The 15,379-nt window shown below is 68.6% G+C and carries 12 protein-coding genes; 7 read left to right on the top strand and 5 right to left on the bottom strand.

The window, feature by feature from the left end:
* The first annotated feature begins 19 nt into the window (after positions 1-19).
* The 3 genes from purH to ruvA all read left to right on the top strand — a co-directional run bounded on the left by purH (position 20) and on the right by ruvA (position 2,797).
* Positions 20-1,609 carry a bifunctional phosphoribosylaminoimidazolecarboxamide formyltransferase/IMP cyclohydrolase gene (purH, locus tag CEK29_RS04895; RefSeq protein WP_094803388.1) on the top strand — a complete coding sequence of 530 codons (1,590 nt, stop codon included), beginning with the start codon at positions 20-22 and terminating at the stop codon, positions 1,607-1,609.
* Positions 1,609-2,157: a crossover junction endodeoxyribonuclease RuvC gene (ruvC, locus tag CEK29_RS04890; protein WP_094803389.1), complete on the top strand. Its 549-nt coding sequence runs from the start codon at positions 1,609-1,611 to the stop codon at positions 2,155-2,157. Before purH ends, ruvC begins: the two co-directional genes overlap by 1 nt.
* A gap of 67 nt (positions 2,158-2,224) precedes the next feature.
* Positions 2,225-2,797, top strand: a complete 573-nt coding sequence (gene ruvA / locus CEK29_RS04885) for a Holliday junction branch migration protein RuvA (RefSeq protein ID WP_094803390.1) — start codon at positions 2,225-2,227, stop codon at positions 2,795-2,797.
* A 152-nt stretch (positions 2,798-2,949) separates the two neighbouring features.
* Here ruvA and CEK29_RS04880 read toward each other — a convergent pair whose 3' ends face one another.
* Complete coding sequence (locus CEK29_RS04880; protein WP_094803391.1) at positions 2,950-3,879, bottom strand: complex I NDUFA9 subunit family protein; 930 nt, start codon at positions 3,877-3,879, stop codon at positions 2,950-2,952.
* 154 nt (positions 3,880-4,033) lie between these two features.
* On the opposite strand from CEK29_RS04880, the gene ruvB reads away from it, so the two are divergent.
* Complete coding sequence (gene ruvB, locus CEK29_RS04875; RefSeq protein ID WP_094803392.1) at positions 4,034-5,104, top strand: Holliday junction branch migration DNA helicase RuvB; 1,071 nt, start codon at positions 4,034-4,036, stop codon at positions 5,102-5,104.
* Positions 5,105-5,162: 58 nt separating this feature from the next.
* Here the strand turns inward: ruvB and recQ are convergent, their stop codons facing one another.
* A complete protein-coding gene (recQ, locus tag CEK29_RS04870) occupies positions 5,163-6,992 on the bottom strand; it encodes a DNA helicase RecQ (RefSeq protein ID WP_094803393.1) in 1,830 nt (609 codons plus the stop codon).
* Between the two features lie 89 nt (positions 6,993-7,081).
* Complete coding sequence (locus CEK29_RS04865) at positions 7,082-8,524, bottom strand: fimbrial protein (protein ID WP_255176073.1); 1,443 nt, start codon at positions 8,522-8,524, stop codon at positions 7,082-7,084.
* A 217-nt stretch (positions 8,525-8,741) separates the two neighbouring features.
* Here CEK29_RS04865 and CEK29_RS04860 point away from each other — a divergent pair, with 217 nt between their 5' ends.
* The gene (locus tag CEK29_RS04860) at positions 8,742-9,443 is read left to right on the top strand and encodes a response regulator (protein ID WP_094803395.1); all 702 of its coding nucleotides are present in this window, start codon (positions 8,742-8,744) and stop codon (positions 9,441-9,443) included.
* Complete coding sequence (locus tag CEK29_RS04855; protein ID WP_094803396.1) at positions 9,440-10,957, top strand: sensor histidine kinase; 1,518 nt, start codon at positions 9,440-9,442, stop codon at positions 10,955-10,957. Before CEK29_RS04860 ends, CEK29_RS04855 begins: the two co-directional genes overlap by 4 nt.
* Positions 10,958-11,040: 83 nt before the next feature.
* Here CEK29_RS04855 and CEK29_RS04850 read toward each other — a convergent pair whose 3' ends face one another.
* Positions 11,041-12,099 (bottom strand): cytochrome d ubiquinol oxidase subunit II, encoded by a 1,059-nt coding sequence (locus CEK29_RS04850; RefSeq protein ID WP_094803397.1) that lies wholly within the window; start codon positions 12,097-12,099, stop codon positions 11,041-11,043.
* Complete coding sequence (locus tag CEK29_RS04845; protein WP_094857479.1) at positions 12,096-13,436, bottom strand: cytochrome ubiquinol oxidase subunit I; 1,341 nt, start codon at positions 13,434-13,436, stop codon at positions 12,096-12,098. The genes CEK29_RS04850 and CEK29_RS04845 overlap by 4 nt, the downstream gene beginning before the upstream one ends.
* Positions 13,437-13,552: 116 nt before the next feature.
* Here CEK29_RS04845 and CEK29_RS04840 point away from each other — a divergent pair, with 116 nt between their 5' ends.
* Positions 13,553-15,316, top strand: coding sequence for a glutamine--tRNA ligase/YqeY domain fusion protein (locus CEK29_RS04840; protein ID WP_094857478.1), 1,764 nt, complete (start codon positions 13,553-13,555; stop codon positions 15,314-15,316).
* The last annotated feature ends 63 nt before the right edge of the window (positions 15,317-15,379 follow it).

Raw genomic sequence — 15,379 nt, 5'->3', positions numbered from 1 at the left:
CGCAACATCTCCCACCGCTATGAAAATCGAAACCGCCCTGCTTTCGGTGTCCGACAAGACCGGCATCGTCGAATTCGCCCGTGCCCTGGCCGCTCGCGGCGTGCGCCTGCTCTCCACCGGCGGCACCGCCCGCCTGCTGTCGGAAGCGGGCCTGACCGTCACCGAGGTCGCCGCTCACACCGGTTCGCCCGAAATCCTGGACGGTCGCGTCAAGACGCTGCATCCGAAGATCCACGGCGGCCTGCTGGCCCGCCGCGACAGCGCCGAGCATCTGGACACCATCGCCGAACACGGCATCGACCGCATCGACATGCTGGTCGTGAACCTGTATCCGTTCCGCGAAACCGTGGCCAAGCCCGACTGCACCTTCGCCGATGCCGTCGAGAACATCGATATCGGTGGCCCGGCCATGCTGCGCGCCGCCGCGAAAAACCACGGCACCGAAGCCGGTGGCGTCACGGTCGTGATCGACCCGGTCGACTACTCGCGCGTGCTGGGCGAAATGGACAAGGGCGGCTCGACCTCGTATGCGCTGCGCCTGGAACTGGCCGCCAAGGTCTATGCCCACACCGCGTCGTACGACGGCGCGATCGCCGCCTACCTGACCAGCCTGGCCGACGCCGCGCCGGCCCAGGACGCCGTGCCGGCCCGCAACGAATGGCCCGCCACGCTGACCCTGCAGGTCAAGCAGGAGCAGGCGCTGCGCTATGGCGAAAACCCCCACCAGTCGGCCGCGTTCTATGTCGACGCGCAGCGCTCGGCCGGCCTGCTGGGCAACTACCGCCAGCTGCAGGGCAAAGAACTTTCGTATAACAACATCGCGGACGCCGACGCCGCGTGGGAATGCGTGCGCAGCTTCGACACGCCCGCCTGCGTGATCGTCAAGCACGCCAACCCCTGCGGCGTGGCCGTGGCGGACGGCACGCTGAACGCCTATCGTCAGGCCTTCAAGACCGACCCGACCTCGGCGTTCGGCGGCATCATCGCCTTCAACCGTCCGGTCGACGCCGCGACGGCCGAAGCCGTGAGCGGTCAGTTCCTCGAAGTGCTGCTGGCGCCCGCCTATGACGGCGCCGCGCTGGCCATCCTGGCCGCCAAGAAAAACGTGCGCGTGCTGGAAGTCCCGGCCGGCACCGGCCAGAACGCCTTCGACGTCAAGCGCGTGGGCGGTGGCTGGCTCGTCCAGACCCCCGACGCCTACAACGTGCCGCGCGATGCGCTGAAGGTGGTGTCCAAGCGCCAGCCGACCGAACAGGAAATGAACGACCTGGCGTTCGCCTGGAAGGTCGCCAAGTACGTCAAGTCCAACGCCATCGTGTTCGTCGGCAACGGCATGACGCTGGGCGTGGGCGCGGGCCAGATGAGCCGCATCGACTCGGCCCGCATCGCCTCGATCAAGGCCGAGAACGCGGGCCTGACGCTGGCCGGTTCGGCCGTGGCGTCGGATGCGTTCTTCCCGTTCCGCGACGGCCTGGACGTGGTGGTGGCCGCCGGCGCAACCTGCGTGATCCAGCCGGGCGGCAGCGTGCGTGACGACGAAGTGATCGCGGCGGCCGACGAACACGGCATCGCCATGGTGCTGACCGGCACCCGCCACTTCCGCCACTGATGCGTATCCTCGGCATCGATCCCGGCCTGCGCCGCACCGGCTTCGGTGTGATCGATGCCGAAGGCATGCGCCTGCGGTATGTGGCCAGCGGCACGATCGTCGTGCCGCCGGCCCTGCCGCTGCCCGAGCGGCTGAAGGTCATCCTCGACAACCTGCGCGAGGTGGCCCGCGAGACGCGGCCCGATGTGGCCGCGCTCGAAATCGTCTTCCTGAATACCAATCCGGCGTCGACGCTCCTGCTGGGCCAGGCCCGCGGCGCCGCGCTGTGCGCGCTCGCCGACAGCGCGCTCGACGTGCACGAGTACACGGCGCTGCAGATCAAGAAGTCGGTGGTCGGCACCGGCCGCGCCGCCAAGGAACAGGTGCAGATGATGGTGCAGCATCTGCTCAAGCTCGACGGCACGCCCGCCCCCGACTCGGCCGATGCGCTCGCCTGCGCGATCTGCCATGCCCACGTCGGACCGCTCCAGGACCGCGTGGCCGCGTTGTCGGGCGTGCTCAACGCCAGCGGCCGTCCGCGCATTCGCAACGGCCGGCTGCTCGGCTGATCCGCCGCCGCCGAGCGTATAGAATCGCGCCATCGGCGCAAGCGCCCTATTCCCCTCTGCCATCGCCATGATCGGACGCATCACCGGAACCCTGATCGAGAAATCGCCCCCCGTCGTCTGCGTGGACGTGAACGGCCTGGGCTATGACATCGACGTGCCCATGAGCACGCTCTACGCGCTGCCCGAAAACGGCGCGCGCGTCACCCTCTACACCCATCTGGTGGTGCGTGAAGACGCGCACCTGCTGTATGGCTTTGCCACCGCCGCCGAACGCGCCGCGTTCCGTGAGCTCGTGAAGGTGAGCGGCATCGGCGCGCGCACCGCGCTGTCGGTGCTGTCCGGGCTGTCGGTGGCCGATCTGGCGCAGGCCATCACGCTGCAGGAAGCCGGACGCCTGATCCGCGTGCCCGGCATCGGCAAGAAAACCGCCGAGCGCCTGCTGCTCGAAATGCGTGGCAAGCTGGGCGCGGACATCGGCGCAAGCGCCCACCCGATCCAGGAAGGCCAGGCCGACATTCTCAATGCCCTGCTCGCGCTCGGCTACTCCGACAAGGAATCGCAGGCCGCGCTCAAGGCGCTGCCCGAGGGCGTCAGCGTGTCGGACGGCATCCGCCTGGCGCTCAAGTCGCTGGTGCGCTGAGCGCATTTGGCCGGGCGGCCCGGAGCTGCCCGGGCGACGCGCGGTCAGTGGCGCGCGGTCAGCGACGCGCGTTAGCGACGCGCGGTCAGCGACGCGCGTTAGCGACGCGCGGTCAGCGACGCGCGTTAGCGACGCGCGGTCAGCGACGCGCGTTAGCGGCGCGTCGGCGTGGGTCCGAGATAGGACGGCGCCAGTGCATCGAGCGCGGTGGGCACCAGCTTGAGTTCGGGCGCCAGCGGGCCGCTCAGCACGCTCGGCACCGACAGCGAATCGAGGTTATCGCCCGACATCAGCGGCTCGCCGGGCAACAGGCCGAGCATGCCCGCCTGCAAGCGCCCGACCGACATCGGCAGGCTGATGACGGGCCTCGGATGGCCGCTCCAGTGGGCACACAGCCGGACGAGCTCGCCCAGCGTGTATTCCTGCGGGCCGCCCAGCTCGTAGACCTTGCCGCGCGTGTGATTGTTGTTGAGCGCCGCCACCATCGCATCGGCGACATCGCCGACGAACACGGGCTGCATGCGGGCATCGGTGCCCGCGATCGGCAGCACCGGAAACCAGCGCGCCAGCCGCGCGAACATATTGGTGAAGTTGTCGTCGGGACCGAACACGACCGAGGGGCGGAAGATGGTCCAGGCGCTTTCGTGGGCATCCGCGAAGGTGCCTATGATGGCGGCCTCGCCGTCGCCCTTGGAGCGCAGATACATGCTGGCGCCCGCGGGGTCGGCACCGAGCGCGCTGATATGCAGCATCCGGTGCACGCCGTTGCGCCGGCAGGCCTGCGCGATGCGCTCGGGCAGCAGCACGTGCGCGCGGGCGAAGTCGGAGCCATAGGGACGGCCCCGGTTGCCATGCAGAAGGCCGACCAGATTGATCACCACGTCGGTCTGGCGCAGCAGGTTGTCGAGCACGGCATCGTCGTGGATGTCGGCCTGCACCAGCGTGACGGACGGCAACACCTGCAGATCGCGGCCGCGTGCCAGCGCGCGTGTCGGCACCAGCACCGCATGCTCGGCCGCGGCCAGGCGGGCAACCAGATGACGGCCGATGAAACCGGTACCGCCGATGACAAGGATACGCATCGTGCTGCCCTCGTTCGTCAGGAGTGGATTTGATTCTGCCCTGCCCGGGCGCGAGCCGCAACCCGCGCCCCATGCGAAAATGGCGGTTTGCCGGCCCCGCGCCCCACCCGGGTGTACGATGCCAGCTCGGGCCCGCCCCGCTTTCCTGATCGCCATGGCCATACAGTCCGATTCGCTTTCCACCCGTCCCGACGCCCCGCGTCTGGTCACGCCCCAGCCCACGTCGCCCAACGAGGAGTCGATCGAGCGCGCGTTGCGCCCGAAGGCGCTCCAGGAGTACGTGGGCCAGCGGCGGGCGCGCGAACAGCTCGAGATCTTCATCGCGGCGGCGCGCAAGCGGGGCGAATCCCTCGACCACGTGCTGCTGTTCGGCCCGCCGGGCCTGGGCAAGACCACGCTGGCCCACATCATCGCGCACGAGATGGGCGTGCAACTGCGCCAGACCTCGGGCCCGGTGCTCGAGCGCCCGGGCGATCTGGCCGCGCTGCTGACCAATCTCGAAAAGAACGACGTGCTGTTCATCGACGAGATCCACCGGCTCTCGCCCGTGGTCGAAGAAATCCTCTATCCGGCACTCGAAGACTTCCAGATCGACATCCTGATCGGCGAAGGCCCCGCCGCGCGCAGCGTCAAGCTCGACCTGCAACCGTTCACGCTGGTGGGCGCGACCACCCGGGCCGGCATGCTGACCAATCCGCTGCGCGATCGCTTCGGCATCGTGTCGCGGCTGGAGTTCTACAACACCGAAGACCTGACCCACATCGTCACGCGCAGCGCGGGCCTGCTCAACGCCGAGATCACGCCCGAGGGCGCGCGCGAAGTGGCGCGCCGCTCGCGCGGTACGCCGCGTATCGCCAACCGGCTGTTGCGCCGGGTGCGCGACTACGCAGAAGTCAAGGCGGGCGGGCGCATCGACGCCGAGTCGGCCGGCCTGGCGCTCGCCATGCTCGAGGTCGATCCGCAGGGCCTGGATCTGATGGACCGCAAGCTGCTCGAGGCCATCGTGCACAAGTTCGACGGCGGGCCGGTGGGTGTCGACAGCTTGGCCGCCGCCATCGGCGAAGAGCGCGACACCATCGAAGACGTGATCGAGCCTTACCTGATCCAGCACGGCTATCTGCAGCGCACGCCGCGCGGCCGCATGGCCACCCAGACCACCTGGCGCCACCTCGGCCTCACGCCGCCCAGCGGCGTGCAGGGCGGCAGCGGCGAGCTGTTCAAGTAGCGCCGGATAAATGCAAAAGGGACCCGCGGGGTCCCTTTTGCATGGCCGCTCGCCGCGCCTACAGCCGCGGACTGGACACCGTGCGCAGGATCTCTTCGCCGTAGGCTTCGAGCTTGCGCGCCCCGACCCCGCTGATGTGCCCGAGCTCGTCGATCGACCCCGGCTGGGCCAGCGCGATCTCGCGCAGCGTGGCATCGTGGAAGATGACATAGGCGGGCACGCCGTGGCTCTTGGCGACCTCGCCGCGCCAGGCGCGCAGCGCCTCGAACACGGGCAGCGCTTCGGCCGGCAGATCGATCACCGGCGCCTTGGTGCGCGTGCCGCCACCGCGACCCGAGCGCGCCTTCTTCTCGGGCTCGCGCCGCAGCATCAGCTGGCGCTCTCCTTTGAGCACCACCCGGCTTTCTTCGGTGAGGGCGAGCGTGCCGTAGCCGTCGGTATCGACCGTGAGCAGGCCCTGCGCGAGCAGCTGACGCAGCACGCCGCGCCAGGCCGTCTCGGACAGATCGGCGCCGATGCCGAAGACGCTGAGCGATTCGTGGTCGTTCTGACGGGTGCGGTCGGTGCTCTTGCCGCGCAGGATGTCGATGATGTGACCCGCGCCGTAGCGCTGGCCGCGTTCGCGGCCCAGCCGGTACACGGCCGACAGCACCTTCTGGGCGGCCACGGTGCCGTCCCAGGCTTCCGGAGGATCGAGGCAGACGTCGCAATTGCCGCAGGCCGTGATGGTCTGCCCGAAGTAAGCCAGGAGGCGCACCCGGCGGCATTCGACGGTTTCGCACAGCCCCAGCATGGCGTCGAGCTGCTGGCCCAGGCGGCGGCGATACACCTCGTCGCCCGGCGACTCGTCGATCATGCGCCGCTGCTGCACGACGTCTTGCAGACCATAGGCCAGCCAGGCCGATGCCGGCAGGCCGTCACGGCCGGCACGGCCGGTTTCCTGGTAGTAGCCCTCGACCGATTTCGGTAGGTCGATGTGCGCGACGAAACGCACGTCGGGCTTGTCGATGCCCATGCCGAACGCGATCGTGGCGACCATGACGATGCCATCCTCGCGCAGGAATCGCGATTGATTCTGCGCGCGCACCTGGGCGCTCAGCCCGGCGTGATACGGCAGCGCGTTGATGCCGTTGTTGCACAGGAACTCGGCCGTCTCTTCGACACGGGCGCGCGACAGGCAATACACCACGCCGGCATCGCCCTCGTGCTCGCTCTGGATCAGATCGAGCAATTGCCGGCGCACCTCGTTCTTTTCGACGATGCGGTAGCGGATGTTGGGACGATCGAAGCTCGAGACGAAATGACGCGCGTCGTCGAGGGCGAGACGCTGCGCGATCTCGCTGCGCGTGGCCGCGGTGGCGGTGGCCGTGAGCGCGATGCGCGGCACGTCGGGCCAGCGCTCGTGCAGCATCGACAGGCCGAGGTACTCAGGCCGGAAATCGTGCCCCCATTGCGATACGCAGTGGGCTTCGTCGATGGCGAACAGCGAAATGTGGCCGCGCTCGAGCAATTGCAGGCAGCGGTCGGTGAGCAGCCGCTCGGGCGCCACGTACAGCAGATCGAGCTGGCCATTGAGGAACTCCTGCTCGACCTCGCGGGTGATGCGCCAGTCTTGCGTGGAGTTGAGGTAGGCCGCGCGTACGCCGAGCTCGGTGAGCGCGTCGACCTGGTCCTGCATCAACGCGATGAGCGGGGACACCACGATACCGGTGCCTTCGCGCACCAGCGCGGGCACCTGATAACAGAGCGACTTGCCGCCGCCGGTCGGCATGAGGACCAGCGCATCGCCGCCGTCGATGACGTGCTGGACGATCGCTTGTTGGTCACCGCGGAAGGATTCGTAACCGAAAACGCGCTCGAGCACGCCCAGAGCGCGCGATTCAGACATGGGTAGCAGCCAAATGCATCATGACCGGGATTTTAGACCCCATTTGGCCGCACGCCGATCCGGCCCGTGAATCCGTTGCCATCCCCGGGTCAGAACCCCAGCCAGCGGCCGCGCATGAAGGCGTCGACGGGCATGGACAGGCGGGCCCGCCATTCGTAGTCGCCCGAGACCAGATCGCGATCTGCCCCGAGGGCGAAGCGCACCTTGGGCGCGAGCATCATGCTCTGCTCCAGACCCACCCGGCGCTCATTGGGGTCGCTGCTGGCCGTGACGCCCGACGAGTAGGTGCCGCTCAGCGTGCCCCACCCCGAGATCGGCACGCCGGCCGAGAAGGTGCTGCGCAGTTGCCGGGCGTTGGAGCCGCCGTTGTTATAGGACGAGAGGTCGTTGTAGCCGGCGCCGATGTCTTCGCCGCTCACGCCGAGGGTGACGGCGTCGGCCATGTTGACCGAGTAGCCGAACCGGTAACGCCAGGCGTTGACCGCGTCGAACGTGCTCTGCGTGGCGCCGGCCTGGAAGGTGCCGATGTCGCCCGCACGGTATGTCGTGCCGAAGCCGCGGGTGGTGAGTTGCGGCGCCGTCTGCAGCTGGCCCTCGACGGTCAGATCGGTGGTCAGGCCGTAGCGCACCATGCTGCTGCCCGCCGAGGCGCCGTAGTCCACCGCGCCGGAGGTGGCGGCCGGATCCATCAGGTTCAGACGGCCCAGCGACGAGGCATAGCCGAACTCGCCGGGCTTGAGCGCGGACCCGGTGGCGCGCTCGGAAAACTGGATGCCTCCGATGGGCGCGCTGTTGCCCCAGGAGGGCGCCAGGCTGGTGACATTACCCACGCCGACCGACGGCCCCGCGCCGACCGAGGGCGTGTAGCGCCAATTTTGACCGGTATAAGACGTGGTGGGCACCGAACTGACGGCGGAGAACCAGCGGCGGCGCTGCGGGGCGATGCCCGTGCCGCCCACCGGCCGCGACGCGACCAGTTCCGCGGCCTCCAGATCGAAGGAGTAGGCGGCGCTGCTCTGGCTCACCGGGTAGTCGGGATAGGGCGAGGCGCACAGCACGTCGGGATTGGCGGCCACGCCGGCGTCGGGCGCCGCCGCCCCCGCGTCGAGGCCGAGCGGCGGGGTGGTCTGGGGCTGGAGCCCCTCGCCCGGCGCGGGACCGGTGTGCGGGTCTTCGGGCAGGCCGGCTTCGGCCGTCGACACCAGCCCGGCGCACGGGTCGGCCTCCGGCGGGAGCGCATAGGCGTCGATCTCGGACGGCGGGGTCACGCGCTGCGGCTGCACGGGTGACAGCACGCCGATGCCGTAGCGGGCAATGTCGTTGGCGGCCGCCGTACGAACGGTCTGACGCGGCTGCGCCGCAGCGGCCGGCGCGGACGGAGTCTGCGTGGCGGTGGCCGAGGGCGTTGCCGGGGGGGAAGCATCGGGCGGGGCGTCAGTGGAGGCGCAGGCGGCCAACGCCATATTCGCGGCGAGGACCGTTCCCAGAATGGTGCGCGACACCCGCTTGTCTACACGTTCGCGAGCAACCATAACGCGAACCAGTTTAAAAAGTCCGGGACGGCACATCTGTAAACGATCTTAAAAAAACACCACGGGAGGTCTCGCCAGGATCGCGGGGGCCGCGGCGCGAGCCGGCTATTCTAAGCTCAGGCGCCCGCCGCCAGCGCGGGCGAGTTGCAACGGTTATATTTTTCAATCGATTTCTTGCCCCTTGCCCGCAAACAGCCCGGGCACCACACTGGCACCCATGGAAAATCCGCATACCAAGCTGTTGGTGGTCGACGATGACCCCGCCCTGCGCCAATTGCTGGCCGATTACCTCAATCGCCACGGCTACGACACGCTGCTCGCGCCCGATGCCAGCGATCTGGCCGCCCGCATCACGCGCTATGCGCCCGATCTCCTGGTGCTCGACCGCATGCTTCCCGGTGGCGATGGCGCCGATGCCTGTCGCCGCCTGCGCGAACAGGGCGAGGACCTGCCCGTCATCCTGCTGACCGCGCGCGACGAGGCCGTGGACCGCATCATCGGTCTCGAGGCCGGCGCAGACGACTACCTCGGCAAGCCCTTCGATCCGCGCGAGCTGCTCGCCCGCATCGAGGCCGTGCTGCGACGCAAGCGCGGCCCCTCCGCGCTCACGAAAGACGCGCCGGTGTCCTTCGGCCCCTTCGTGTTCGATCCGACCACGCGCCAGTTGATGCGCGAAGGCGTCGTGGTCAAGCTCACCGGCGGCGAGATCAACCTGCTCGAAGCGCTGGTGCGCAACGCGGGCAAGCCGCTGTCGCGCGAGCGTCTGCTGGCCCTGGCGCGCGACGACGACAGCGGCGAGCGCAATGACCGCGCCATCGACATCGCGATCCTGCGGCTGCGGCGCGCCATCGAAGAAGATCCCAAACAACCCCGCTGGATCCAGACCGTCTGGGGCATCGGCTACCGCTTCGCGCCATGAAGCTGCCTTTCGGCCGACTGATGCCGCACTCGCTGCGCGTCAGGCTCATCCTGCTCGTGCTGGGCTCGGTACTGCTGGCGCAGGCCGCCACGCTGGGCACCGTGTCGTACTTCCGCCAGAAGTTCATGGAAGAGGTGGCGATCGGCTACATCGCCACCACGATCCGCACGCTGCGCGCGGCCCTGGCCCAGGTGCCGGCCGAAGACCGCGCTGACTTCGTCCGTGCCGCCTCGCAGAACCAATGGCGTCTGTGGTCGCGCATGCTGCCCGCCGAGGCGCGCCTGCAGCGCCTCAATCTGCCGCCGGCCGATCGGTTCATGCCCAACGCCATGCCGCCGCCGCCCCCGCCGCAGCCGCGCGAAGACGAGTTCGAAGACCCGGCCGACCGCGAACAGCGCATGGAGGCCTATCGCAAGATGGAGGCGCAGCGCCGCGCGCGCTACCCTCACGGCGAGCCCGACGACGTGCGCCGCGATCTGCGCGGGCTGGTGCGCGAGCTCAACATCCGCCTGAACGACGGCACGCGCGTGGCGCTCTCGCGCGGTCCGCGCGCCGAAATCTATATCTCGCTCGCGCCCAATCCGGCGAGCGAAGACGCGCCGCTGCTGCGCGAATGGCTGGTGATTCCGCTGGAGCGCCTGGACCCGCCCGTCTCGTCGCCGCTGGTGGCGTTCTGGCTGGGCGGCCTGGGGCTGGTGCTGTTGCTGGCGGCGGGCTTCTCGTGGCACATCACGCGTCCGCTCACGCGGCTGGCGCAGGCCGCCGACCAGCTCGCCGCCGGGCAGCCGCAGCGCGTGGAGCCGTCGGGTCCGCACGAGACGCGCGCGCTGGGCGAGCGCTTCAATGCCATGCTCGACGCGCTGGCCGAATCCGACTCCGTGCGCCGCACCCTGCTCTCCGGCCTGCCGCACGATCTGAAGGGGCCGCTCTCGCGCATGTGGCTGCGCATCGAGATGGCCGACGACTCCGTGCTCAAGGAAGGCCTGCGCAAAGACCTGCAGGACATGCAGCACATGGTCGATCAATTCATCGGCTTCGTGCGGGGCACCGATCCGGCCGCCTACCGCTACGCGCCGCTGGACCTGAACGACTGGATCCATGACCGCGTGGGCGCATGGCAGAGCACCAACACCGCCGTCACCCTGCGCACGCCCGAAGACGCCAATCTGCACATCCAGGGCGATGCGGTGGCGCTGGGCCGCCTGCTCGACAATCTGATCGGCAATGCGCTGCATCACGGCGCCGCGCCCATCGACGTCAGCCTGAGCCAGGACGGCAGCCACGCCGTGCTCGAAGTGGGCGATCATGGCACGGGCATCAGCCCGGAACGCCGCAGCGAGGCCTTGCGGCCCTTCGCCCGTCTCGACGACGCGCGCACGCGCACCGGCAATGTGGGCCTGGGGCTGGCGCTGGCCGACGCGATCGCGCGGGCCCACGGCGGCACACTGGAGCTCGGCGATCACACGGGCGGCGGCCTGCTGGTACGCATCCGCCTGCCCCTCGCCCAAGCCTGATCCAACGCCTTCTCGAAATGACGCAGGCCGCCCCGAGGGGCGGCCTGTTTCGTGTTGCGGCGAATCCCGTCCCGCCGCGCCCGTCAGGAGGCGGAAGGCGGCGGCAGCAGCGCCACCGGGCGGCGCTCCTTGCCGAACACCGAGCGATAGGCAAGCAGATTGAAGATCAGCACCACCGGCACACCGACCACCACGCCGGCCAGCACCAGGCGCATGGACCCCAGCGCGCCGCTGCCGTCCCAGATGGTCATGTCGTCGAGGATCAGATACGGGAAGAAGCTGTACGCCAGCCCCAGCAGCATCAGCACATAGAGCACCACGCACAGCACGAACGGCATCCAGCTGAAGCTGTCGGGCTTGGTCCGCACGCGCGCCAGGAACACCTCGGCGCAGACGAAGCAGAGCAGCATGCAGGCCCAGACCGCCGCGGCCGCGCCCAGATGCGCGGCGTTGCTCCACTTGAAGAAGATGCCGGCATTGGCCAGGCCGAGCGTGACCGCGATGGCCACCATGCCCGCGGCCGTCCAGCGGATCGAGTGGCGCGCCCAGTTGGCGGCACGGCGCTGCAGATCGCCGTCGACCCGCATCACGAGCCAGCAGGCACCCAACAGCGCATACGCGGCCACGGCGCACAACCCCACGAACAGCGAGAACCAGCCATAGCCGGCGTCGCTCTGGTAGTCGGTGGCGATACGGCCGAGCACCATCCCCTGCCCGATCGCGGTCAGGAGCGATCCGATCCAGAAGCCGAAGATCCAGCGCGGCTTGTGCTCGTGACGGGCGCGGATGCGGAACTCGAACGCCACGCTGCGCAGCACGATGCCCAAGGTCAGCACGATCAGCGGCCCGACCAGCTTGCCGGTGATGGTGCCCCAGGCAAACGGGAACGCGGAGGCGAACAGCCCCATGCCCAGCAAAGGCCAGAACTCGTTGGCATCGCGCCAGGGCGACAACAGGCCCATCATGCGGCCGCGCTCGTCGGCCGGCGCGATCTGCAGCAGGATGCCCACGCCCAGATCGAAGCCGTCGAACACGATACCGGCGGCGATCAGCAGCAACAGCAATGCCATGAACACCATCGGCATCCAGAACATCGGATCGTCGGGGGCCAGGCCCAGCGACGCGGCCAAGGTGGCGATCATGGCGTACCTCCCGTCTTGCGCACCGGCACGACGCCGTAGCGCGCCGCATGAAACAGCATGCCGACAAAGGCGCCCAGCAAAATCAGATAGAGCAGCCCCCACGCCGCCACGCCATAGCCCAGCGTGGCCGGTGTGGCCGGACTCAGGACCTCGGACTGCGTGATGGTGCGGTTGACCATATAGGGCTGCAGGCCGAGCTGGCTGACCCACCACGACGCCATGACGGCCAGACCGCCGGCGAACATCATGCCGCTCTGGAAGCGCAGCCACCAGCGCGGCATGACGGCGGGATCGAAGCCGCGCCGGGCCGTGCCGATGAAGCTCACGAGCGCGGCGATCACCATGAGGACGCCCAGCACGATGGCCAGGCGCAGCGACCAGAACACCATCGCCACGGGCGGCTGCATGCCGGAGTATTTGTCGAGCCCGATGTAGATGCCATTGGGATCGCGCGCCAGCCAGCGCGCGCCGGTGTTCTGCAGGGTCCAGGCACCGGCGGTCGACTGGCTTTGCGCGTCGGGCCAGCCCCAGATCGTGATTTCGGGCTTGCCGCCGCTGTGCCAGTAGCCGGCCAGCGCGGCCGCCTTGGCCGGCTGGTGCCGCACGGTCAGGTCGCGCAGGCCCAGCGCCACCGGCAGTTGCAGGATCGAGGCCACGAGCGCGACCACGACGGCCGCCTTGAACGCGTTGCGCTCGCCGTCGTCGAGCGGCCGGCGCAGGGCCTGGAGGGCGTGCACGCCGAGCATCAGGAAGGCGGCCGCCAGCGCGGCGCCCACCGCAGTGGCGCCCATGCGCCAGCCGAACGAGGGGTTGAAGATCACCTCGAGCCAGTCGTAGACCTGATAACGCCCGTCGATCAGGGCCGCGCCGTCGGGGGTCTGCATCCAGGATTGCAGCGCCAGCACCCAGCCCAGCGCCACGAGCTGCCCGATGGCGACCATGAACACGGCGAAGGTGTGCGCCAGATCGGAGACCCGGCGCTGGCCGAACAGCATGACGCCCAGGAAACACGACTTCAGCACGAAGACCGACAGCACGCCGAAGCCGACCAGGGGTCCGGCCACATTGCCGATTTTGTCCATCAGGCCGGGCCAGAGACTGCCCAGCTGGACCAGCACCGGCACGGCGAACGCCAGTGCGAGCACGAAGGACAGCGCGAATATCCGCACCCAGAGCCGATAGGCGGCGGTCCAGCCGGCGAGGCCGCTGACGCGCGCCCGGAGCTTGAAAAAGAGTAGAAACCAGGCCAATGCCAGGGAAATGGCCAGGAACAGGGCCAGGAAGCTCAGGCTGGTCATGAACTGGGTTCGGGCCAGCAGGAGAGGGGCGATATTCATGATGGGCGGTAGTGTAGAGCCTGTTCCGCCCCCGTGGGAGGCGTGATTGCAACGGCATCGCCGCCCGAACGTGGCAAAATTGACGCTTTGTCGCCGCTTTTTCCTATTCTTTCAGAATGACCCACGCCCCGACGCCGCCTGCCGCCAGCAATTATCTGCGCAACATCATCGACGAAGACCTGGAATCGAACCGCTTCCAGGGCAAGCGCTGGGCCGGCCGGCCCGGCCCGGCCAGCGTGCAGACGGCGGGCGAACCCGACCCTGCCCGTATCCGCACCCGCTTCCCGCCCGAGCCCAATGGCTACCTGCACATCGGTCACGCCAAGAGCATCTGCGTGAACTTCGGTCTGGCCAAGGAGTACGGCGGCGTCTGCCACCTGCGCTTCGACGACACCAATCCCGAAAAGGAAGATCAGGAGTACGTCGATGCCATCGAAGAGGCCGTGCACTGGCTCGGCTTCGACTGGAAGGCCGATGGCCGCGACAATCTGTATTTCGCCAGCGACTACTTCGGCTACATGTACGAGTTTGCCGAAGCGCTGGTCGAGGCCGGCCACGCCTACGTCGATGCCCAGAGCGCCGACGAGATCCGCGCCCAGCGCGGCACCCTGACCGAACCGGGCACCAACTCGCCCTGGCGTGACCGCGCGCCGGCCGAATCGATCGCCCTGCTGCGCGAGATGCGCGACGGCAAGCATCCCGACGGCAGCCTGGTGCTGCGCGCCAAGATCGACATGGGCTCGCCCAACATCAATCTGCGCGATCCGGTCATGTATCGCGTGCGCCACGCCACACACCATCGCACCGGCAATCAGTGGTGCATCTACCCGATGTATAGCTGGGCCCACCCGGTCGAGGATGCGCTCGAAGGCATCACCCACAGCATCTGCACGCTGGAGTTCGAAGACCAGCGTCCGTTCTACGACTGGATCCTGGCGCGCCTGGCCGAGCTGGGCAAGCTGGCCCAGCCGCTGCCGCGCCAATACGAATTCGCGCGCCTGAACCTGACCTACATCGTCACCAGCAAGCGCAAGCTGCTGCAGCTGGTGCGCGACGGCCACGTCGATGGCTGGGACGATCCGCGCATGCCCACGCTGTTCGGCCTGCGCCGCCGCGGCTACACGGCCTCGTCGATCCGCCTGTTCTGCGACCGCACCGCGGTGTCGAAGTCGGACTCGCGCATCGACTACAGCCTGCTCGAGCAGGCCGTGCGCGACGACCTCGATCCCGGCACGCCGCGCTCGGTGGCAGTGCTCGATCCGATCAAGCTCGTCATCACCAATTACCCCGAGGGGCAGACGGAATCGTGCACGGCGCCGCGCAACCCGCACGATCCGGAAGCGGGCGTGCGCGAGTTCCCGTTCTCGCGCGAGCTCTGGATCGAACGCGACGACTTCCGCGAGGAGCCGCCCAAGAAGTACTTCCGCCTGTTCCCCGGCAACACCGTGCGCCTGAAGTACGGCTACGTGGTCCGCTGCACCGGCTTCACCAAGAACGACGCCGGCGAAGTGGTCGAGGTGCAGGCCGAGTATCTGCCCGACACAAAGAGCGGCACGCCGGGTGCCGACAGCGTCAAGGTCAAGGGCAACATCACCTGGGTCAGCGCGGCGCACGCCGTGCCGGCACAGGTCCAGCTCTACGACCGCCTGTTCGCCGATCCGCATCCCGATGCCGGCGACAAGGACTTCCTGGCCGCCCTGAACCCCAACTCCAAGCAGACCGTCCAGGCCTGGCTCGAACCCAACATCGCGACCGAACCCGGCGCGACCTGGCAATTCGAGCGGCTGGGTTACTTCACCGTCGACGCCAAGGACTCGCGCCCCGGCGCCCCGGTCCTGAACCGCATCGTCACGCTGAAAGACTCCTGGGCCGCGGGCTGAGCGCCGCCTGACCGGGATGAAAAAACGCGGACCTCGGTCCGCGTTTTTTTACGCCCACCGCCG

The organism is Bordetella genomosp. 5, from assembly GCF_002261475.1.
In the GTDB taxonomy this organism is placed as follows: Bacteria; Pseudomonadota; Gammaproteobacteria; order Burkholderiales; family Burkholderiaceae_B; genus Bordetella.
The sequence above is the reverse complement of the archived record's forward strand: the minus strand, read 5'-3'. Positions and strand labels throughout refer to the sequence as shown.